20 protein-coding genes are annotated in these 21,696 nt (G+C 33.4%); 10 read left to right on the top strand and 10 right to left on the bottom strand.

The genetic code is table 11. The features are described from left to right. Positions 1–6: 6 nt before the first annotated feature. Positions 7–1,689: a M23 family metallopeptidase gene (locus ACNFIH_RS16870; protein WP_426484002.1), complete on the bottom strand. Its 1,683-nt coding sequence runs from the start codon at positions 1,687–1,689 to the stop codon at positions 7–9. 179 nt (positions 1,690–1,868) lie between these two features. Between ACNFIH_RS16870 and ACNFIH_RS16865 the strand changes: the two genes are divergently transcribed. From ACNFIH_RS16865 to rny, 3 genes are all read left to right on the top strand, one after another. Beyond that, on the top strand, positions 1,869–2,159 hold the full coding sequence (locus ACNFIH_RS16865; protein WP_035649727.1) for a hypothetical protein: 291 nt from the start codon (positions 1,869–1,871) through the stop codon (positions 2,157–2,159). Between the two features lie 6 nt (positions 2,160–2,165). Then, entirely contained in the window at positions 2,166–2,459 is a 294-nt protein-coding gene (locus ACNFIH_RS16860; protein ID WP_142451817.1) for a cell division protein ZapA, read from the top strand. 209 nt (positions 2,460–2,668) lie between these two features. Continuing rightward, positions 2,669–4,228, top strand: a complete 1,560-nt coding sequence (gene rny, locus ACNFIH_RS16855; RefSeq protein ID WP_426484001.1) for a ribonuclease Y — start codon at positions 2,669–2,671, stop codon at positions 4,226–4,228. 78 nt (positions 4,229–4,306) lie between these two features. Here the strand turns inward: rny and ACNFIH_RS16850 are convergent, their stop codons facing one another. The 5 genes from ACNFIH_RS16850 to ACNFIH_RS16830 all read right to left on the bottom strand — a co-directional run bounded on the left by ACNFIH_RS16850 (position 4,307) and on the right by ACNFIH_RS16830 (position 9,116). Then, the gene (locus tag ACNFIH_RS16850) at positions 4,307–5,827 is read right to left on the bottom strand and encodes a PAS domain-containing sensor histidine kinase (RefSeq protein WP_426484000.1); all 1,521 of its coding nucleotides are present in this window, start codon (positions 5,825–5,827) and stop codon (positions 4,307–4,309) included. A 143-nt stretch (positions 5,828–5,970) separates the two neighbouring features. After that, positions 5,971–6,867: a site-specific tyrosine recombinase XerD gene (gene xerD / locus ACNFIH_RS16845; protein ID WP_142451820.1), complete on the bottom strand. Its 897-nt coding sequence runs from the start codon at positions 6,865–6,867 to the stop codon at positions 5,971–5,973. An 84-nt stretch (positions 6,868–6,951) separates the two neighbouring features. After that, positions 6,952–7,575 carry a porin family protein gene (locus ACNFIH_RS16840; RefSeq protein WP_426483999.1) on the bottom strand — a complete coding sequence of 208 codons (624 nt, stop codon included), beginning with the start codon at positions 7,573–7,575 and terminating at the stop codon, positions 6,952–6,954. A gap of 90 nt (positions 7,576–7,665) precedes the next feature. Next, complete coding sequence (locus ACNFIH_RS16835; protein WP_035649739.1) at positions 7,666–8,223, bottom strand: porin family protein; 558 nt, start codon at positions 8,221–8,223, stop codon at positions 7,666–7,668. 314 nt (positions 8,224–8,537) lie between these two features. Continuing rightward, positions 8,538–9,116, bottom strand: a complete 579-nt coding sequence (locus ACNFIH_RS16830; RefSeq protein ID WP_426483998.1) for a porin family protein — start codon at positions 9,114–9,116, stop codon at positions 8,538–8,540. 241 nt (positions 9,117–9,357) lie between these two features. Here ACNFIH_RS16830 and ACNFIH_RS16825 point away from each other — a divergent pair, with 241 nt between their 5' ends. From ACNFIH_RS16825 to ACNFIH_RS16815, 3 genes are all read left to right on the top strand, one after another. Further along, positions 9,358–9,918: a porin family protein gene (locus tag ACNFIH_RS16825; protein WP_426483997.1), complete on the top strand. Its 561-nt coding sequence runs from the start codon at positions 9,358–9,360 to the stop codon at positions 9,916–9,918. Positions 9,919–10,031: 113 nt separating this feature from the next. Beyond that, positions 10,032–10,445 carry a type II 3-dehydroquinate dehydratase gene (gene aroQ / locus ACNFIH_RS16820; RefSeq protein ID WP_426483996.1) on the top strand — a complete coding sequence of 138 codons (414 nt, stop codon included), beginning with the start codon at positions 10,032–10,034 and terminating at the stop codon, positions 10,443–10,445. A 69-nt stretch (positions 10,446–10,514) separates the two neighbouring features. Beyond that, the gene (locus tag ACNFIH_RS16815; RefSeq protein ID WP_426483995.1) at positions 10,515–13,004 is read left to right on the top strand and encodes a DUF5686 and carboxypeptidase regulatory-like domain-containing protein; all 2,490 of its coding nucleotides are present in this window, start codon (positions 10,515–10,517) and stop codon (positions 13,002–13,004) included. A 180-nt stretch (positions 13,005–13,184) separates the two neighbouring features. Here the strand turns inward: ACNFIH_RS16815 and ACNFIH_RS16810 are convergent, their stop codons facing one another. From ACNFIH_RS16810 to ACNFIH_RS16795, 4 genes are all read right to left on the bottom strand, one after another. Further along, the gene (locus ACNFIH_RS16810) at positions 13,185–14,063 is read right to left on the bottom strand and encodes a cation diffusion facilitator family transporter (RefSeq protein WP_426483994.1); all 879 of its coding nucleotides are present in this window, start codon (positions 14,061–14,063) and stop codon (positions 13,185–13,187) included. A 114-nt stretch (positions 14,064–14,177) separates the two neighbouring features. Next, the gene (gene murA / locus ACNFIH_RS16805) at positions 14,178–15,491 is read right to left on the bottom strand and encodes a UDP-N-acetylglucosamine 1-carboxyvinyltransferase (protein ID WP_035649754.1); all 1,314 of its coding nucleotides are present in this window, start codon (positions 15,489–15,491) and stop codon (positions 14,178–14,180) included. A 102-nt stretch (positions 15,492–15,593) separates the two neighbouring features. After that, entirely contained in the window at positions 15,594–16,313 is a 720-nt protein-coding gene (locus tag ACNFIH_RS16800; protein WP_142451827.1) for a DUF4290 domain-containing protein, read from the bottom strand. A gap of 3 nt (positions 16,314–16,316) precedes the next feature. Then, positions 16,317–16,613 (bottom strand): DUF493 family protein, encoded by a 297-nt coding sequence (locus ACNFIH_RS16795; protein ID WP_035649758.1) that lies wholly within the window; start codon positions 16,611–16,613, stop codon positions 16,317–16,319. A 375-nt stretch (positions 16,614–16,988) separates the two neighbouring features. On the opposite strand from ACNFIH_RS16795, the gene ACNFIH_RS16790 reads away from it, so the two are divergent. The 4 genes from ACNFIH_RS16790 to fmt all read left to right on the top strand — a co-directional run bounded on the left by ACNFIH_RS16790 (position 16,989) and on the right by fmt (position 21,582). Then, complete coding sequence (locus ACNFIH_RS16790) at positions 16,989–17,903, top strand: alpha/beta hydrolase family protein (protein ID WP_426483993.1); 915 nt, start codon at positions 16,989–16,991, stop codon at positions 17,901–17,903. 237 nt (positions 17,904–18,140) lie between these two features. Beyond that, on the top strand, positions 18,141–18,674 hold the full coding sequence (locus tag ACNFIH_RS16785; protein ID WP_035649762.1) for an AAA family ATPase: 534 nt from the start codon (positions 18,141–18,143) through the stop codon (positions 18,672–18,674). 65 nt (positions 18,675–18,739) lie between these two features. Beyond that, a complete protein-coding gene (locus ACNFIH_RS16780) occupies positions 18,740–20,635 on the top strand; it encodes a RecQ family ATP-dependent DNA helicase (protein ID WP_426483992.1) in 1,896 nt (631 codons plus the stop codon). Further along, the gene (gene fmt, locus ACNFIH_RS16775) at positions 20,635–21,582 is read left to right on the top strand and encodes a methionyl-tRNA formyltransferase (protein WP_426483991.1); all 948 of its coding nucleotides are present in this window, start codon (positions 20,635–20,637) and stop codon (positions 21,580–21,582) included. Before ACNFIH_RS16780 ends, fmt begins: the two co-directional genes overlap by 1 nt. Positions 21,583–21,696 lie beyond the last annotated feature (114 nt).

Here is a 21,696-nt window from a genome sequence, read left to right as displayed (position 1 = left end):
TTGATTTTATTTTTGTTGACTTCTAAAAAAATGAGTTTCAAAAACGGCGACATTTCCAACATTATCAGTCACTTCGACTTTTAAATCATTTGCTCCTTCAGCCACTAATGTATCATCAAAAGTATGTGTAATTTTTCTGGTTTTATTATCATATTCAAACAAAATCCAATTTCCGTTTAAATAACCATTATACGATTTAATCCCAGATGCAGCATCACTAATTGTTAATTGAATTTTCTTTACATCACTTATCCATTTGTCCTGAATTGATTTAGTGATCACAATTTTCGGAGCAATTGAATCGAGAACTAACCCGAATTGCCCTAGTGTTTTTGATTTTGCCGTAAAAACATCTCCTTTTCTGGAAGTTGCATTATAACTGCCACTTCTTCCAATAAAAAGTTTATCTCTTAAAGCTTCTTCATACGAATCATCTTTAATAGTAATTGTAAAATTGGAATGCACCGGAATTACATCTTCGTGAACATAAATTTTATTGTTTTTTACATCAAAATTCAGATTGAAATCATCATAAAAAGTTCCAGCCGGAAAAAATACCGACATATTATCTTTTTCAAAATTAGCATCTCTGTTTGCTTTAATAAAATAGGGTGAAGTTGCAGGCGCTTCAGCAACGACAGGAGTTACAGTATCATATTCAACAGGAACATTAATTGTAGTCATATTTCCAAAAAAATCCGAAACCTCAATTCGATACATTGAAGCTAAATTCGGCTCGACCGGAACAATTCCACGTAACGAATCGGTTTTGATAATACTTAAAGCAAAAGGCGTTTTCATAAAAAGCTTCTGCACCCGCTGACCCGATTTTTTATATTTCGGATAATCTATAAATGCATTTATATAACGCATTTCATCAAACGAATAGGTATTGAATTGATAATTGTAATTTTGGTTTCCGTTTAAAAAAGTTGAAACATTAAAAACCCCATTTTTATTTCCTGAAACATCATCAAAATCAACAGCTGTTATTCCGAAGCCAATTTTTCCATTCGCTTTTACTTTTCCAGCCAAATAGGTACCATCTTTTTGAAGCGACAAATTCAGCATCAATGGCTGTTTCGACTGATTAGCCGCTGTGTTTTCCATTGGATAAACATAAAGATTCGAAACCGATGGCTTTTTGGTATCCTTTAAATTTTTATCAAACCCAAAAAATATCGGATTAATTACGAATTCCGTTTTGGTATCCCGAATTTCAAAATGCAGATGCGGTCCTTCAGAAGATCCAGTGTTACCAGAAAGCGCAATTAACTGACCTTTAGTTACAGGCAATTCATCAGGCTTTGGGAACATTTCAATCTCAAAAGCTTTTTCTTTATAATGTGTTTTTTGAATATAGTCCTGAACAGGCCCAATTGCAGTCTGCAAATGCCCATAAACAGAAGTATAACCATTGGGATGCGTGATGTAAATACATTTTCCGTTACCAAAAGTAGAAATTTTGATTCTTGAAATATAACCATCAGCCACAGCATAAACATTCAACCCCTCTCTTTGATTTGTTTTCAGGTCAAAACCAGCATGAAAATGGTTCGGTCTCAACTCTCCAAAATTTCCGGAAAGCTGCATCGGAATATCAAGCGGGGCGCGAAAATAATCTGTAGGGTATTGAGTCTGAGCAGAAATAAATTGGCAGAATAATAAGGTGAATATTGAAAATTTCATAAGCAACATTTTTGCTAAGGTAAAAAAATAAGAGGCGAAATCCGAGGATTTGGCTACAAAAATACAATTAACTGAATTTCATTGATTTGTCTATTTTAACTACAAAAAAATCGATAAAAAATTGCATTAATAAAAAGGAATACTAACTTTGTATGATTAAGTAATGAATAGGATTTATAATGAGTGTAATTGCCGAAATAATTGATACTCTTGAATATAAAGTCGAGAAGCTTTTTGAGAAATCAAAAGGTTTGGAGAAAAACAATCAGGATTTACAATTAGAATTAGCCAAAGCTGAGCAAATCATCCAGAAACAATCTGAAGAAATTGAAGCTTTGAAGAAGCAATATGAGACACTTAAAATAGCCAATTCGTTGCTCGGCAGCGACAATAACAAGAGAGAGACAAAGCTTAAAATAAATTCATTAATTCGCGAAATTGATTACTGTATAGCACAACTATCAGATTAGTAAAACATGGACGGAAAGCTTAGAATCAAAATATCAATTGCAGATCGTGTTTACCCATTAACGGTTGAACCATCTCAGGAGGAAGGACTTAGAAGTGCTTCTAAAAAAATTGATGCGATGATAAAGCAGTTCGAAGAGAATTACGCAGTTCGCGACAAACAAGATGTATTAGCTATGTGTGCATTGCAATTTGCATCACAGGTTGAACAAAAACAAATTGATAACGCAATCGATGGAGAAGAAACCATTGATAGAATTAAGAAATTAAATTCGCTATTAGATCAATATCTCGAAAAATAAACGTTCTTTACAGAAACTAAGATACTGCCTACATTAGTTCACAATTGGTAAACTCAACACTAACAATTTAGAATGAGCAAATCGTCGCTACTATAGTATGCCCTCCTTTTGGCTGGGAAACTTGAACAGTGAGTTAGCTCAAAACTTGTCTTTACGAGTTTATACAAGCAATTAATGTAGGCTTTTTTTATATATAAACCCTAACAAACATGGACATCATAACGATCATTATTGGTATTGTAGGAATTGCAGCAGGTTTTGCAATTGCTAAAATCATCGAAAAAAGTAATATTTCTAATCTAATCAAAAACGCTAAAAAAGAGGCAGCTTCCATTTTAAAAGATGCTAATTTAGAAGCTGAAAATATTAAAAAAGATAAAATCCTTCAGGCAAAAGAACGTTTTATCGAATTAAAATCAGAGCACGAACAAGTTATTTTAGCAAGAGACAAAAAAGTTGCTGAAGTAGAAAAACGCGTGCGCGATAAAGAATCTCAGGTTTCAAATGAACTTTCGAAAGCTAAAAAAGTAAACGACGATTTTGAAGCTAAAACTCAGGAATACACTAATAAAATCGAGATTCTAGACAAAAAACAAGCTGAAGTTGACAAATTACACAAAAGTCAATTACAGCAGCTTGAAGTAATTTCAGGATTATCTGCTGAAGAAGCAAAAGAACAATTAGTTGAAGGCTTAAAAGCTGAAGCTAAGAGCAAAGCTATGTCGCATATTCAGGATACTATTGAAGAAGCTAAACTTACTGCACAACAGGAAGCTAAAAAAATCATTATCAATACTATTCAAAGAGTTGGAACTGAAGAGGCGGTTGAAAACTGTGTTTCTGTTTTCAACATTGAATCTGATGATGTAAAAGGTAGAATTATTGGTCGTGAAGGACGTAACATTAGAGCTTTAGAGTCTGCAACAGGTGTAGAAATTATTGTTGATGATACTCCGGAAGCTATTATCCTTTCTTGTTTTGATCCAGTTCGTAGAGAAATTGCTCGTTTGTCATTACACAAATTAGTAACTGACGGACGTATTCACCCAGCAAGAATCGAAGAAGTTGTTGCTAAGACCGCAAAGCAAATCGACGACGAAATTATTGAAGTTGGAAAACGTACTGTAATCGACTTAGGAATTCACGGATTACACCCTGAATTGATTAAAGTTGTGGGAAGAATGAAATACCGTTCTTCTTATGGACAAAACTTATTACAGCACTCTAGAGAAGTTTCTAAACTTTGCGGTATCATGGCTGCCGAATTAGGCTTAAACGTAAAACTGGCAAAAAGAGCTGGTTTGCTTCATGATATTGGTAAAGTTCCAGATACAGAAAGTGATTTACCTCACGCACTTTTAGGAATGCAATGGGCTGAAAAATATGGTGAAAAAGAAGAGGTTTGCAACGCAATTGGAGCTCACCACGACGAGATTGAAATGAAATCATTATTATCTCCAATTATTCAGGTTTGTGATGCTATTTCAGGAGCGCGCCCAGGAGCAAGACGTCAAGTTCTTGATTCATACATTCAACGTTTGAAAGACCTTGAAGAAGTTGCTTACGGATTTAGCGGAGTTAAAAATGCTTACGCAATTCAGGCGGGTAGAGAACTTCGTGTAATTGTAGAAAGCGAAAAAGTTTCAGATGACAATGCAGCAAATTTATCATTTGAAATTTCACAAAAAATACAAACTGAAATGACTTATCCAGGTCAGGTGAAAGTAACTGTAATTAGAGAAACAAGAGCAGTTAACATTGCGAAATAATTCTCTTTTAAACATAAATAAAAAAGGCTATCTCAACAGATAGCCTTTTTTATTTTATAATTATTCGAAAAAAGGAAATTACAAATCGCCAAATATAATTTTAAAACTTGTCCCAACTCCTACTTCACTTTCAACACAAATACTTCCTTTCATGGCTTCTATTTGATTTCGAGTGATATAAAGGCCAATTCCACGTGCATCTTCGTGTTTATGGAATGTTTTATACATTCCGAATAAAAGATCGCCATGAATAGCCAAATCGATTCCTAAACCATTATCTGTAATCTTTAATGATTTAAAACCGTCTGGTTCAATTGCAAAATCAAAAACAATTAAAGGATCACGATCCGGATGTGCATATTTAATTGCATTTGTTGTAAAATTCAGCAAAACACTTTCAAGATACGCCGGATTAAAATTAATGGTCAAATAATTGGGCACATTGTTTACTATCGTAACATTTTTCCGTTTATCATAACCTTTGATGGTAGCAATTGTTTTTTCAATATATTCACAAAGTTTCAAGGGAACAACTGCAATATTGATGTTGCTTTGTGTTTTTACAATTTGGGTTAAATTTGAAATTGTATCATTCAAATCATTCGAAACGGTTCTTAAATGAACCAACATTTCGCTTATCGTTTGTTTATCAACATCAGCATCTATAAAGTCTAAAATTGATTTTATATTCCCTGCCTGAGTATTTAGATTGTGTGAAACGATATGCGAGAAATTTAGCAATCGGCTATTTTGATCACTGTATAACTTCATTGTTTTTAAAAGCTCCAGCTCTTTTTCTTTTTGCTGAGAAACATCGGTATGTGTTCCGATTACTCGCAAAGGCTTGCCATTTTCATCACGTTTTATCACTTTTCCGCGATCGAGAATCCATTTGTAATTCCCGCTTGAAGTCATTACACGATGGTAATTTTCGTAATATGGAATCTTGTTATCAAAATGCTCATGAATGTCTGAATAATATTTCGGAAGATCGTCAGGATGAACAATTTTGTCCCAGCGTTCCGGATCATCAAAAACATCTGTTGATTCGACTTCTAAAATTTTAAGTGAAAGCGAAGAATAAAAAACTTGGTTGGTTACCATATCCCAATCCCAAATTCCAACTGTAGAAGCGTCTAAAGCAAATTGGAAACGTTCTTCGGATATTCGAAGCCTTTCTTCTTTATCTTTTAAATCTGTAATATCAGAAACATGACCAAAAAAACTCACGTTTCCATCTGGAGATAATTCCGTTTTTGAAGCTACTTTAAACCAGCGAAGTCCTTTTTTGGGCAAAACTGCTCTAAACTCAACTTCCCAAGGTTTAATTTCTTTTCGTGCTCTAACTAAAGACTGAAAAAACAAATCACGATCCTGCGGAAAAATTCTATCGTAGACAATAAACTTAATATCGTTTGTAAATTCTTTGGCAGAAATCTCAAATATATCATCAGCCGATTTGCTGACAAGGGGAAAAGAATAGTTGTTATTGTTATCGATTACAAATTGAAAAAGCAAATCAGGCATTTCAGCCAACAATTTTTTGTAAAAATTATTTACTTCCAGACAATCTTCATTTCCATACAAATCAAAAACCATATAATAACATTTATGCAAAATTGAGTCATTTTTACCTCTTAAATCATCAAACGCGCAGTTCGTCGATTTTATTTGCTTTTAGTAGAAATTATCATACAATATATTAATTTTTGAAATAAAAATTAGCTTAAAAGCAAAAAAAATCACTTTCTGGGATGAAAAGTATGCATCACTTCCTTTAAAAAACTTCGGTCCAAATGCACATAAATTTCGGTTGTTGTAATCGATTCATGCCCGAGCATTAATTGAATTGATCGTAAGTCGGCGCCATTTTCTAAAAGATGTGTGGCAAAGGAATGACGCAATGTATGCGGACTAATATTTTTATGCAAACCAACTCTCACAGCCAAATCTTTTATAATGGTAAAGATCATTGCACGAGTAAGCTGATTTCCTCGTCGGTTCAAAAACAATGTATCTTCAAATCCTTTTTTGATAATCAGATTAGGACGAACTTCATCTTTATAAATCTCAATATATTTCTTGGTTAACTTCCCAATCGGCACAAAACGTTCTTTATTCCCTTTTCCTGTTATTTTTATAAATCCTTCATCAAAATATAAATCAGATATTTTTAATGTCGTTAATTCTGAAACCCGAAGACCACAACCATATAACGTTTCAAGTATTGCCCGGTTTCGTTCTCCTTCGTTTGAACTTAGATCAATTGCTGCAATTAAAGCGTCTATTTCTTCAACAGATAAAGTATCAGGTAATTTTCTCCCAGTTTTTGGACTCTCGATTAATTCCAGCGGATTATCATTTCTATAATCTTCAAAAATCAAATAATTAAAAAAGCTCTTCAATCCAGAAATTATTCTGGCCTGTGAACGCGGATTTACTTCTTTCGCAACCGAATAAATAAACTGCTGTAAAGTTTCATCTGAAATTTTTACTGGCGAAACCTCAATTTTATTTTGTTCTAAAAAAAGGCATAATCGCTCAATATCAAACCCATAGTTTTCGATTGTGTTTTTAGACAAGCCTCTTTCGATTCGCAAATACGATTGATAATCTTTTATATATCGGTCCCAATTCATAATTACAAAGTAAATAATTTTTGGATATAAAAAAACCTTCCTGAAATTAAGAGGAAGGTTTTAAAAATATAATTCTTTTTAAAATTAGAATTTGTACCCTACAGATAATGAGAAAACACCGTTATGAAGTTTTGAATCATCACCATCTTGTGTTTTTGCAATATTTGCTAACCCAAGATTGTATCTAATATCTGCCGAAAAATGATCTGTAAAATCATAACCCGCACCAAGGTTTAAACCAAAGTCAAGTGACTCAAAAAATTCTTTAGCATCCGTCTCGCTTGAACCATTAAAACCATCAACTTTTGCTTTCATTTTAGCCGAAGTTAAAAATCCGATTTGAGGACCAGCCTGAATATTAAATTGTTCTGCAACATAATATTTAAACATCACAGGAATGTTGATGTATGAAAGATTAAAATTCACATCTGTAGTATAAGTTCCACTAGGAAGCTCAACTTCTTGATTTTTTACTTTTGCTCCTTGCGTTGAATAGAGAATCTCTGGCTGGATAGCAAACTCATCAGAAAGCTTTATTTCTGCAAATCCTCCAACATTAAACCCTGCTTTAGATTTAAAATTAAGACCTTCTGTATCACCTGAAATATTCGAAAGATTGAAACCTCCTTTTAATCCAAATTTAACATCTTGTGCATTCGCAAAACCAAATGCCATAACTGCAACTGCAGATAAAATAAGTTTTTTCATTTTTTTGATTTCCTTGTTTTTTGATTATTTTTTTTCACACAAAAGCCTTCCGTTATAAACGAAAGGCTAGTTTGTTTTCTTTTTATTTTATTAGAATTTATATCCTACAGATACAGAGAAAACACCGTTGTTAGTTTTGAAATCTGCTTCGTCTGGAACATCAGCAATATTTGACAAACCTACATTGTAACGTACTCCAGCAAAAAAGTGTTCTGTAAAGTCGTAACCTGCTCCGAAATTAACCCCAAAATCTACGCTTTTAAAAGAATCTTTAACATCTTCATCTTCACTTTTTGCAGATAATAAAAATCCTACTTGAGGTCCAGCTTCAATACTTAATTTTTCGATTACATAATATTTTGCCATAACTGGAACATTCAAATAAGAAAGTTTCAACGTAGAGTCAAAACCATCCTCACTAAAATCTGCTCCTTGCCCAGAAAACAAAACCTCTGGCTGCACTGCAAATTTGTCACTTAGTTTAATTTCAGCTAAAGCGCCAACGTGAAAGCTTGTTACACCGTCACCATCTAAATCACCACCAAGACTAGCAAAGTTCAAACCTCCTTTTACTCCAAATTTAACATCTTGAGCATTTGCAAAACCGAATGCCATAACTGCAACTGCAGATAAAATAATTTTTTTCATTACAATTTATTTTTGGTTAAAATTAATGTGCCAAATATAGAAGCACCAAAATCAATAACCTTACGGAAAAACGTAAAACCAAAATTTCTTTATGATTTTTTAAAAATTTGATTACAATTGAAACCTCCTTTTACTCCAAAATTAACTTCCTAAGCATTCACAAATACAAATGCTAGAGCTACATAAGCATATGAAAGACATCTTTTTTTATTCTTATGTTTTTTTTTCTTTGATTAAATTAATTAACAATAAAAATATAATACGAATAAAATAAGCCTCCTGATTAGGAGGCTTTTTAAATATAATTAGAAAAATTATTTGAATTTATATGCTAAAGTCAATGCCAAAACACTGTTTTTTGGACTGTCATAGTACTCATCAATATCATCAACATCATAATCAGCAATGTTTGATAAACCAACTGTGTAACGAATTCCTGCTGAAAAATTATCAGTAAAGTTATAACCAAGTCCAAAGTTAAATCCTGTATCTACAGATTTAAAATTATCTTTTACATCCTCTCCTTCATTTTTGGCAGAAACCAAGAAACCAAGTTGTGGACCTGCTTCAGCTGTAAACTGTTTTGTAATATAAAATTTAGCCAAAACTGGAACATTGATATAGCCTAATTTGATATCAGAATCGCTACCAGCAAATTCAATTTTTGCTCCTTGTGCTGAGTACAAAACCTCTGGCTGAATAGATAATCTATCAATAATTTTAATTTCTGCAAAACCTCCAACCTGAAAGCCTACTAAAGATTTGGCATCCCAATAATCTCCACCTGCAAAAGTCGTGATATTAAGACCTCCTTTTACTCCAAATTTAGTTTCCTGAGCATTACTAAATGCAAAAGCCATTAGTGCAATGGCAGATAAAATAAGTTTTTTCATTCTGATTTATTTTGGGTTAAAATTTAATGAATCAAATATAAAAATTTACCTATTAAAAATAAAATAGGTTTTTAACAAATAAATTAGTACTGTTAATTAGAATCATAAAAAATTAAAAGACATCATATACGTGAGAATTTTGATAACTTTTAAAAACAGGATGTAAAAACAATAAAAGTCAAATAATGTAGTTTTGAATTGTAGATAACATAATAAATACCAATTTTTAAAAGACATTTTTATGAAAAAACTATTTTTAGCAGCTGTAATGTTCTTAACAGCATCAACTGCAATACACGCACAATTATTAAAAATCGGGGTAAAAGCTGGGGTTAACTTTGCTAATCAGCATGGTGATGCTAGTTTTGATGGAATTTCTGTTGACAAAGAAGGCTTGACAAGCTATCATGCAGGTTTAGTAGCAGAATTAAAATTGTTAGAGAAATTTTCAATTCAGCCAGAGCTTTTGTATTCAACTCAAGGAGCAACTTATAAAAATGCTGTTGATGAATTTAAAAATGAACTTGGGTATTTATCTATTCCAGTAATGGCTAAATTCTACATGACTAAATCTTTAAGTTTAGAAGTTGGTCCGCAAGCATCATTTTTATTGAGCAATAAAAAAGAATTTGATGTTCAGGATCCTAAAACTTTTGACTTCGCCGTTAATGCCGGACTTGGATTAAAAATCACTGAAGGACTTTTTGTTCAGGCGCGTTATGGTTTAGGACTTACAGAAGTTTCTACGCATGCAGATCTTAAAAACTCAGTATTCCAGCTTTCTGCAGGATTCATGTTCTAAAAATATTTCACATACTTTTACAAAAACCGCTCTATTAATTAGTGCGGTTTTTTTATTTTTACAAAATTCAATCTCAATTGCAATATTAATATTCATTGGAAATAATTTTAAATATGAAAATCTGCATTATCAACGGACCCAATTTAAATCTTTTAGGAAAAAGAGAACCAGAAGTTTACGGAAGCCAAACTTTTGAAGATTATTTTGAAACGTTGAAAGAGAAATTTCCAAACGTTGAACTTTCTTATTATCAAAGCAATATTGAAGGCGAATTGATTGGTAAAATTCAGGAAGTTGGATTTTCATTTGATGGAATTATTCTGAACGCTGGCGCATACACGCACACTTCTATAGGCTTGGGCGATGCGATGAAAGCGGTTACAACTCCTGTAATCGAAGTTCATATTTCGAATACTTATGCACGCGAAAGTTTCAGACATCAGTCGTATTTATCTGGTAATGCAAAAGGCGTTATTTTAGGATTCGGACTTAAAAGTTATGAATTAGCTATTCAATATTTTCTGTAAAGCATTTTTAACAAATTATTAATAAGCTCAGATTCAAGTTATTCTATTTTTGTAAGATAAACCACTTACATGAAAAACTTTATTTTATCTGCCTTCTTATTTTTTTCAGTTTCAAATTTTGCCCAAATCAAAGGAACTATTACCGATGAAAAAGGGAATCCATTACCCTTTGTATCCGTTTTTGAAGAAAACACATACGCAGGAACCACTTCAAACGAACAGGGAAAGTATCAGCTAAATGTAAAAGAGCCTGGTAAAAATAAAATCATTTTTCAGTATCTGGGTTTTAAAACTCAAAAGCTCTCTGTCGCTTCAGATTCAAAAACAATCACTCTTGATGTAAAAATGCTCGAGGAAAGCTTTGCTTTAAATGAAGTCATTATTGATCCAAAAAACAATCCTGCGGATGCAATCATAAAAAGTGCAATTGCAAACAAACAAGACAATTCCAGCAAAACAGGACGCTACACAGCTGATTTTTACTCAAAAGGAATGTTTAAAGTCAAAGATCTGCCGAAAAAGATTTTAGGTAAAAAAGTTGACCTTGGTGCTGATATGGCATCTAATTTAGACTCTACCGGAACCGGAATTTTATATTTATCTGAAACGGTTTCGAAAATTACTTTTGAAAAGCCAGATAAATTAAAAGAGAAAATAATTGCTTCTAAAATCTCCGGAAATAACCGAGGATACAGTTATAATACTGCAGCGTTATCAACTTATGATTTTTATGATAACACTTTAGATTTCGACATTAAACTCATTTCACCCATTGCTGATAATGCTTTCAGTTATTATAAATACAAACTTGAAGGAAGCTTTTATGATGACAACAAACATCAAATCTTTAAAATCAAAGTAATTCCAAAACGCGATAAAGAACCCGTTTTTGAAGGTTACATTTATATTGTAGATGACAGTTTTGCCATTTACGCCATCGATTTGGACATTAAAGGCTACCGAATGAAAAATGAATTTACTGAAATTATGAATTTAAAACAGAGTTTCAGTTATAATTCAGCTAACAAAATTTGGTCAAAAAATGCGCAGTCACTTTCTTTTAATGCTGGTGTTTTTGGGATAAAATTTTCGGGAACATTTAATTATGTGTATTCTAATTATGAATTTCCAGCTTCATTCGAAAAGAAAACTTTTGGAAATGAAATTGTAGCTTTTGAACCAAATGCGAATAAAAAAGATGATGCCTTCTGGAATCAAATTCGTCCCATTCCTTTAACCATTGAAGAAAGTACAGATTACACTAAAAAAGACAGTTTACAAACTATCAGAAAATCCAAAAAATACACCGATTCGATTGATGCAAAAAACAACAAATTCAAAGTTTGGGATATTTTAATGGGCTACGATTATAAAAACACTTTCAAAAGTTATTCTTTTGATTATAAAGGCTTATTAAATATAAGTTCACTAAGTTTTAATACCGTTCAGGGTTTCAATTTAGATTCTGGTTTTTCTTTCAGAAAATGGAACGAAGAAAAAGGAAAGAGCACATCAATAAGCACTACTTTCAATTATGGTTTTTCTGATGATCGTTTTCGCGTAACGGGAGACTTCAATCACAGATTCAACAATATCAATTATGCCTACATTTCGGCTTCAGGAGGAACAAAAACCGCTCAGTTTAATGGAGCTGAACCTATCACAAAATTTGTCAATTCGATAGCTTCTTTATTTTTTAAAGATAATTACATGAAGTTGTACAATTTGGAATTTGCCCAAATTAATTACGGCCAGGATGTCGCAAACGGAATCAATCTGAATGCGAAAATTGCCTATGAGCAGCGAAAACCGCTCTTCAATACCACTGATTATTCTTTCTTTAAACAAGACGATATTTATTCATCTAATAATCCCTTGGCGCCAAATGATTTTACAACGTCAGCTTTTGACCCACATCATTTATTCAAAACTGCTTTGAGTGCCAGAATCAATTTTGGAAACAAATACATTTCAAGACCTGACGGAAGATTCAATGTTAGAAACGAAAAATATCCAACCGTTTATTTAATTTTTGAAAAAGCCTTTGCGGCAAGTGACAAAAAATATGAATTTGAAAGAATTGGGGCTTCTGTTCAATACGATTTATCACTTGGAAACAAGGGAATTCTTGGAACAAATTTCAGAGCCGGAAAATTCTACAATGCCGAAAATATCGCTTTTATGGATTACAGACATTTTAACGGAAATCAAACTCACATTGGTACAAGCGAGCGCTATTTGAATGTTTTCAACTTGATGCCATATTATTCAAACTCAACAAACGATGCTTATTTTGAAATGCATTTGGAACATAATGATATGGGATTTGTTACCAATAAAATTCCGTTGATTAATCTTTTAAAATCGACAATGAATATTGGATTTCACACTTTAGCAATTCCAGATCGAAAACCATATTCTGAATTTACAGTTGGTTTAGACAATTTAGGGTTCGGAAAATTTAAATTATTCCGAGTTGATTATGTCCATTCTTTCCAAGGCAGCACTCAGCAAAACGGAGTCGTGTTTGGATTGAAAATTTTAAATGTATTAGACTAAGGTGCTAAGTTGCTAAGATACTAAGGTTCTAAGTTTCTGTTTCGCGAAGATTTAAACAGATTTTAGCAGATTTAAATTTTTCTTTTTAATTACTTAATTAATCTTTGTCAAAGTTTAAAACTTTGACAAAGAAAAAAACTTAGAACCTTAGTATCTTAGAATCTTAGAATCTTAGAACCTCTAAGAATGATAATCATCCGGTTCAATATGTATCAAAACATTTCCTAACTGCGGAATCTGTTCTTTTAAAGTGTCTTGTAGTTTATGCGACAAATCATGCCCTTCTTTTACAGAAATACTTGCCGAAACTATTGCGTGAAGATCAACGTGATAACGCATTCCAGCTTTTCTAATAAAACATTTTTCTGTCCCTAAAATTCCAGGAACCTTTAAAGCAACCACACGAATTTCTTCTACCAAATCATCGTTTAGATTTTCGTCCATAATCTCACCAAGTGCAGGTCTGAAAATTTTATAACTGTTGTATAAGATGAAAAATGCTGCAAAAAGCGCTGCCCAATCATCTGCCGATTCATAACCTTTCCCCATAATCAGGGCAAATGAAATCCCGATAAATGCTGCAACAGAAGTTATAGCATCACTTCGATGGTGCCAGGCATCCGCTGCTAAAGAGGAACTATTGGTTTGTTTGCTTCGTTTCATTACGAGACGAAACGAATATTCTTTCCAAATAATTATTGCTCCCAAAACATATAAAGTCCAAGATTTTGGCAAATCGTGAGAAGTGCCAATATTAGCAATACTTTCGTACCCAATAATAGTTGCTGAAGTAATTAAAAACCCGACAACTAAAAATGTTATCAGAGGTTCTGCACGGCCGTGTCCATAAGGATGATTTTCATCGGCCGGCTTGTTAGAATACCTGATTCCAAATAAAACCAAACAGGACGAAAATATATCCGTCGTCGATTCGATCGCGTCTGCAATCAAGGCATATGAATTGCCAAAAAAACCTGCGAGACCTTTTATAAGGGCCAGGCAGGTATTTCCAGCTATACTAAAGATAGTAGCTTTTATAGCTTTTTGTTCGTTTGTCATTTAGACTATTTTTTTTCGCCACTCCCGATAGCTATCGGGATCACGAATTAATTAAATCAAATTCGTGAATTGCTTTGCCAGTTCGCTTTCGCTCGTGTCGTGGCTAACTTTTTTTTACGCTCTCACAATTTTTGCGCCGATTGCTCTTAAACGCTCATCGATACGCTCATATCCGCGATCGATTTGCTCGATGTTTTGAATTGTACTTGTTCCTTTTGCAGAAAGAGCAGCAATCAATAATGAAATCCCCGCACGAATATCAGGAGATGACATTGTAGTTGCTTTTAATTGAGATTCAAAATTATGTCCCATAACCACAGCTCTATGCGGATCACATAACATAATTTTTGCTCCCATATCAATCAGTTTATCCACAAAGAACAAACGGCTTTCAAACATTTTTTGGTGAATTAAAACATCACCTTTTGCTTGCGTTGCTACAACCAAAACAATGCTTAATAAGTCAGGTGTAAATCCTGGCCAAGGTGCATCGGCAATAGTTAAAATAGAACCGTCAATATCTGTTTTTACTTCATATCCGTCTTTGTGAGCCGGAATGTAAATATCGTCGTTACGTTTCTCGATTGTAATACCTAATTTTCTGAAAGTATTCGGAATCAAACCTAAGTTTTCCCAACTTACATTTTTGATTGTGATTTCGCTTTTTGTCATAGCCGCAAGACCAATCCAAGAACCGATTTCGATCATATCAGGAAGAATTCTGTGTTCGCATCCTCCAAGGCTTTCAACACCTTCTATAGTCAATAAGTTAGAACCAACTCCAGTGATTTTTGCTCCCATAGAGTTCAACATTTTACACAATTGCTGCAAATATGGCTCACATGCAGCGTTGTAAACTGTAGTTTTACCTTTTGCTAAAACTGCAGCCATTACAATATTTGCAGTTCCGGTTACAGAAGCTTCGTCTAAAAGCATATCTGTTCCAGTTAATCCTTCTTCAGGAGATTCTACTCCGTAAAAGTGATCTTCTCTGTTGTATCTGAATTTTGCTCCAAGATTGATAAAACCTTCAAAGTGTGTATCTAATCTACGACGACCAATTTTATCTCCACCTGGTTTTGGAATATATCCTTTTCCGAAACGAGCCAAAAGCGGCCCAACAATCATAATAGAACCACGAAGCGCTCCACCTTCTTTTTTGAAAGCTTCAGTTTCTAAATATCCAACATTAACCTCATCTGCCTGAAATGTAATTGATCCCGGCTCATTGCGTTGAATTTTCACCCCTAAATTACCCAACAAAGTGATTAATTTATTGATGTCTATAATATCAGGAATGTTATTAATTTTTACTTTATCTCCTGTTAGAAGCACGGCACATAAAATTTGTAATGCCTCATTTTTTGCTCCTTGCGGAGTGATTTCTCCTTTTAAAGGAGTTCCTCCTTCGATTTTAAAAATTCCCATAGATTCTTTTTAGGTTCTTCAAAGTTTCTAAGTTTCTGAGATTCTAAGATTCTAAGTAAAAAAAACTTAGTGTCTTAGTAGCTTAGCATCTTAGTAGCTTTTCTATTTTTGATTATTGTTTTTTTGAAAAGGTTTTTTTCCGCCTTTATTATTGTTTTTGTTGCTTTGAATTTTTGGTTGTCCGCCCGGAGTCGTTTTATTTGACACACGTTTGTTGGTACGCATTAAATCAGTTGTATTCAAAAGCTCTTCTGTGCTTTGTAATAAATTGATTTTTCCTCCTGACAATTCATACAAATGCTCAAAAATCACATCGTCTTTTACGGTGTCTTTATTCCAGCTCAAAAACGATTTTTTCATGTGGTTTGCAATAACTAAAACTAAGGCATTTTTCATTTCGCCTTCTTCCCATTTATTAGCCACATCAATCATGTATTTGATGTTGTTTCCGTAAAATCTGTATTTCGGGAAATTTTGAGGATACTGTAATGCATCTGGTTTCAATTGCAAAACATCTCTTGATGGAATTGGGTATGGAGATTCAACGTTTAATTTGAAATCAGACATAATAAAAAGCTGATCCCATAATTTATGTTGAAAATCCGGCACATCACGCAAATGCGGATTCAAGCTTCCCATAACCTGAATGATGTATTTCGCCGCTTTGTTTCGCGTTTCATCATCTTCAATTGCAGTAGCCTGGTCAATCAATTTTTGTAAATGACGACCATACTCCGGAATAATCAAACGCTGTCTTTCAGAATTGTATTCCAAATTATAAACAACGTCACTTGCGGCTTCTTTTTTATATTTTTCGATCATAAGTTATAATGAAACTATACCTTCTATTGTAGAAACTTCTTTGTATTTACTAATCACATCATCTGAGCTGTGCATCGTAACATCAACAGAAACGCTGGTAAATTTACCTGTTTTAGATTTTGTTGTTTTAATAACTGCCCCCATTCTGTCAAAAGCTTTTTCAACACGCTCTACATTATCTGCTACAGATGGCACAATGAATTTATATAAATATTCTGCAGGCCAAGTGTTTGCGTTGTCAAGCTCTAATTTTAATCTTTCGTAAAATTCGGCTGTATTTTTTTCTTTATCGTTCTCCATTCGTAATTAAAAATAAACGCAAATATACGTTTTTGATTTCAGATTTTTTAGATTTTTTCTTTTGAAAAAAGGTGCAAAGTTACAAAGGCTCAAAGGTGCAAAGAAAAAAGCTTTAGAAGATTATTTCTTTGTAAATTTTACTCTTATATTTGAGAAAAACAATACTTAAAATATTTCTCAAAAAGTTTATCTAGGAAAAAAAATACAGCATACTGTTTGTCATTTCGACGAAGGAGAAATCTTCATGAGAAGCTCTACAAAGATTGGTGAAATTCTGTGAGGAGTTACTTGCGAAGATTTCTTCTTCGTCGAAATGACAATATTGTGCAAAAACTTTGCGTCTTAGCGACTTTGCGAGATTAAAACATACTTATAATGAAAAAACTCCTTTTACTTTTTATCGCTCTTACGCTAAATTCAATTCAAGCACAAGAAGTCAAAACCTTAACTTATTTCCAAAATGACACTCTAAAACTGGATTTAGATTTATATCTGCCAAAGAAAAAATCTAACGAAAAAATTCCGTTGATTATGTTTGCTTTTGGCGGAGGGTTTTCTGGCGGAGAACGTACCAGCGAAAAAGAATTCGGAATGTTTATGGCGCAAAATGGCTATGCGGTTGCCAGCATTTCGTATAGTTTGTATATGAAAGGAAAAGATTTTGGATGCAAAGGAACTTTAACCGAAAAAATAAAAGCAATTCAAATTGGCGTAAGCGATATGTGGCAAGCAACTGGTTTTTTAATCGAAAACGCCGACAAATACAATCTTGATACTTCAAAAATCTTTATTTCCGGAATTAGTGCTGGCGCAGAAATTGGTTTCCACGCTTCGTTTTGGGATTATAAATTAATGAATTTATACAAAAGCAATTTGCCCGAAAATTTCAAATACAAAGGCTTTATTGGTGGTTCTGGAGCGATTCAGGATATTAATTTGATTACAAAAGAAAAAGCAATTCCGATGTTACTAGCGCACGGAAATAATGACGACACGGTTCCATATAGTGCGGGTTCACATCGTTCTTGCCCAACAAATGCTTCAGGATGGCTGATTCTTTTTGGCTCTTATGCGGTTTACAATCAAATGAATGATTTACATAAAGATGTTGAATTGATTACTTTCTGCGGTGGTGGACACGAATTCTCCGGTTATCTTTTTCACCAAGGACAACAATATGTTTTAGATTTTGTGAATGATGTTTTGAACGGAAAGAGATTTGAATCGCATTTGATTGTTCCTTCTAATAAAAAAGGGAAGGATTCTGGGAAGTATTTGTTTTGTGAATAAACTTCAATCGTCTCAAACGTAAAACAGACTGGACTGAAGTCCAGCCCTACAATATACACCGAACCTTTGGCTCTTTTGACAATTTAATTCCGCAGGAATGACACATATTGTAGAGCTGGACTTCAGTCCAGTTGTCACAATCCATGGCTGGCAAAAATGCCAAATTTTTCGCTTCTGATAAATATTCTTTTTAATTATGAATAAGTTTAGGTAAATTTGCCCTTTATTTTTAGAATAGTGCAAAAAGAAATCATAGTTCTCCTTGGCGGTCCTGGTACAGGAAAATCTACGCTGATAAACGAATTAGTAGCTCGTGGCTACTGTTGTTACCCTGAAATTTCTAGAGAAGTTACACTCGAAGCTCAAAAAAGAGGCATCGAGCAATTGTTCTTAGAACAGCCATTATTATTTAGCGAAATGTTATTAGAAGGACGCATCCAGCAATTTAAAAACGCTGCGCAAGAACCTGATAATGTAGTTTTTATTGACCGAGGAATTCCTGATGTTGTAGCTTATATGGATTATATTGGCGACGAATATCCAGAGAATTTCACTAAAGCTTGCGAGGATTACAAATATTCTAAAACTTTTATTTTACCACCTTGGGAAGAGATTTATCAAAGCGACACTGAACGTTACGAGAATTTTGAACAGGCACTTGAAATTCAAAAACATCTTATTGAAACTTATAAAAAATATGGGTACGATTTAATTGAAGTTCCAAAAGATACGGTTGAAAACAGAATTCTTTATATCTTAGATAAAATTTAGGCAGTAAGTTTAAAGTTGCAAAACTAGAAACTGATTTCTAAATTTTTAACTTTAACACTTTGGCCATGCAGGAAGCACAAGAAATTCTTTTAAAATACTGGAAACACGAAAGTTTCAGACCGCTTCAAAAAGAAATTATTGAATCGGTTTTAGAAGGGCAAGACACTTTTGCGCTGCTGCCAACCGGAGGCGGAAAATCAATTTGTTTTCAGGTTCCTGCTATGATGCGCGAAGGAATTTGTCTCGTTATTTCGCCTTTAATTGCTTTGATGAAAGATCAGGTGGCGAATCTTCAAAAAAGAGATATAAAAGCCATTGCCCTTACCGGCGGTATTCATACTGAAGAAATTATTGATCTTCTGGACAATTGCCAATTCGGAAATTATAAATTCCTTTACCTTTCTCCAGAGCGTTTACAATCAGATTGGATTTTAGAACGCATAAAAAATCTTCCTATCAATTTAATAGCTATTGATGAAGCGCATTGTGTTTCGCAATGGGGCCACGATTTTAGACCGGCTTATTTAAAAATCTCCGAATTAAAAAAATTCTTTCCTAAAATTCCGTTTTTGGCTTTGACTGCAACGGCAACACCAAGAGTTGTAGAAGATATTAAAACTGAATTGGGATTAAAAGACACCAAACTCTTCCAACAGTCTTTCGAAAGAAAAAATATTGCCTATATGGTTTTTGAAGTCGAAGACAAATTGTATCGTGTTGAACAAATTTTAAAGAAAAATCCACAGCCGTCTATTATATATGTACGAAATAGGAAATCGTGCCTGAATATGTCAACGCAATTGCAGTCATTAGGATTTAGAGCAACCTATTATCATGGTGGACTTTCATCTCAGGAAAAAGATAAAAATATGCAATTGTGGATGTCGGAACAAGCGCAGGTTATTGTTGCCACAAATGCGTTCGGAATGGGAATTGACAAAGACAACGTAAAAACGGTTATTCATACACAACTTCCTGAAAACTTAGAAAATTATTATCAGGAATCTGGACGCGCGGGGCGAAATGGTGAAAAAGCATTTTCGGTGTTATTATTCAATAATTCTGATGCAAATCAAACGGAACAACAATTTATAAATGTTCTGCCAGATAAAAAATTTCTAAAAACGATGTATGTCAAACTTTGCAGTTATTTTCAGATTGCTTATGGTGAAGGTTTAGACGATTCTTTTTCTTTTAAAATGAATCATTTTTGTCATAAATATGATTTTCCGACTTTAAAAACCTATAATGCTTTACAGTTTTTAAATCAACAGGGAATTATTACAATGTCTCAGGAATTTTCGGAAAAAGTTACGATGCAGTTTTTAATTGAATCCAAAGAAGTGATTCGATACATGAGCCTGAATCCTAATGATGAAGAAATCCTTTTGGCAATTTTAAGAACTTATCCAGGAGTTCATGAAATGAAAACACCACTTAATCTTTCGCTGATTGCTAAAAAATCAAATCATACAGAAGAACAAGTAACGACACTTTTAGAAAAATTAAAAGAAAAAGATATTATTGAATATAAATCTAAAAATAACGACGCGACTATTTTATTTAATGAAGTACGCGAAGATGATTTGACAATAAACCGAGTTTCAAAATATCTGGAAAAACAAAACAAACTGAAACGAGATCAACTTTCATCTGTACTCTATTATATAAAAGAAGACAAAACGTGCAAGAATAGATTGGTTTTGGATTATTTTGGAGAAGAAACAAAATCGAATTGCGGCGTTTGCTCGTATTGCATTACACAAAAAGGAAAAATTACCGAAGCCGATTCTATTGCTGATAAAATTCTGCACTTATTAAAAGCAACTGCCTTAACTTCGCGCGAAATTCAAAATCAAATAAAATTAGATGCTAAAGATGTGATTTTAGTTCTTCAGGAATTACTAGAAAATAATCATATCGTTATTTTAGCAAACAATAAATACACTTTAAAAACATAATGGAAAAATTACGAATTATATTTATGGGAACTCCGGAATTTGCTGTTGGCATTTTGGATACCATCATAAAAAACAATTACGAAGTTGTTGGTGTTATTACAGCTGCTGATAAACCAGCAGGACGCGGACAAAAAATAAAATATTCGGCTGTTAAAGAATATGCTTTAGCAAACAATCTTACTTTATTACAACCGACCAATTTAAAAGACGAGAATTTTTTAGCCGAATTAAAAGCCTTGAATGCGAATTTGCAAATTGTGGTTGCTTTTAGAATGTTGCCAAAAGTGGTTTGGGAAATGCCAAGTTTAGGAACTTTTAACCTTCATGCTTCTTTATTACCAAATTACCGTGGCGCGGCGCCAATTAACTGGGCTATTATTAACGGAGAAACTAAAACTGGAGTTACGACATTCTTTATTGATGATAAAATTGATACCGGAGCAATGATTCTAAATTCGGAAATTGCGATTGAACCAACAGAAAATGCCGGACAATTGCACGACCGTTTAATGAATTTAGGAAGCACAACTGTAATTGAAACTTTGAAAGTTATCGAAAATGGAAATGTCACTACAACAATTCAGGAAGACAATGACGAAATCAAAACCGCTTATAAACTAAACAAAGAAAACTGTAAAATCGACTGGACGAAATCTGGCAACGAAATCAATAATTTAATCCGTGGCCTAAGTCCATATCCTGCGTCTTGGTGTTTTTTGAAAGACAAAAACGAGGAATTGAATATCAAAATATATGATGCCAAACTAATTTCTGAAGCTCATTTATACGAATCAGGAAAACTGATTAGCAGCAAAAAAGAAATTAAAATTGCAGTAAAAGATGGCTTCATACAGCTTTTGAGCTTGCAATTTCCAGGAAAAAAGAGAATGCAGGCAGCAGAAATCTTAAACGGCATCACTTTTTCTGATGACGCCAAGATGTATTAAGCTCAGTAAAACAGGGGTTTCTACCTGATTTTAATCGATGAATAACCTGCTTTATGAACAAAAAAAGCAAGTTATTAACAATTATTGCTAAAATTAAAGAAAACACTTGCACGC

Origin of the sequence: Flavobacterium sp. 2 (assembly GCF_049949195.1) — a bacterium.
Classification (GTDB): domain Bacteria; phylum Bacteroidota; class Bacteroidia; order Flavobacteriales; family Flavobacteriaceae; genus Flavobacterium.
The sequence above is the reverse complement of the archived record's forward strand: the minus strand, read 5'-3'. Positions and strand labels throughout refer to the sequence as shown.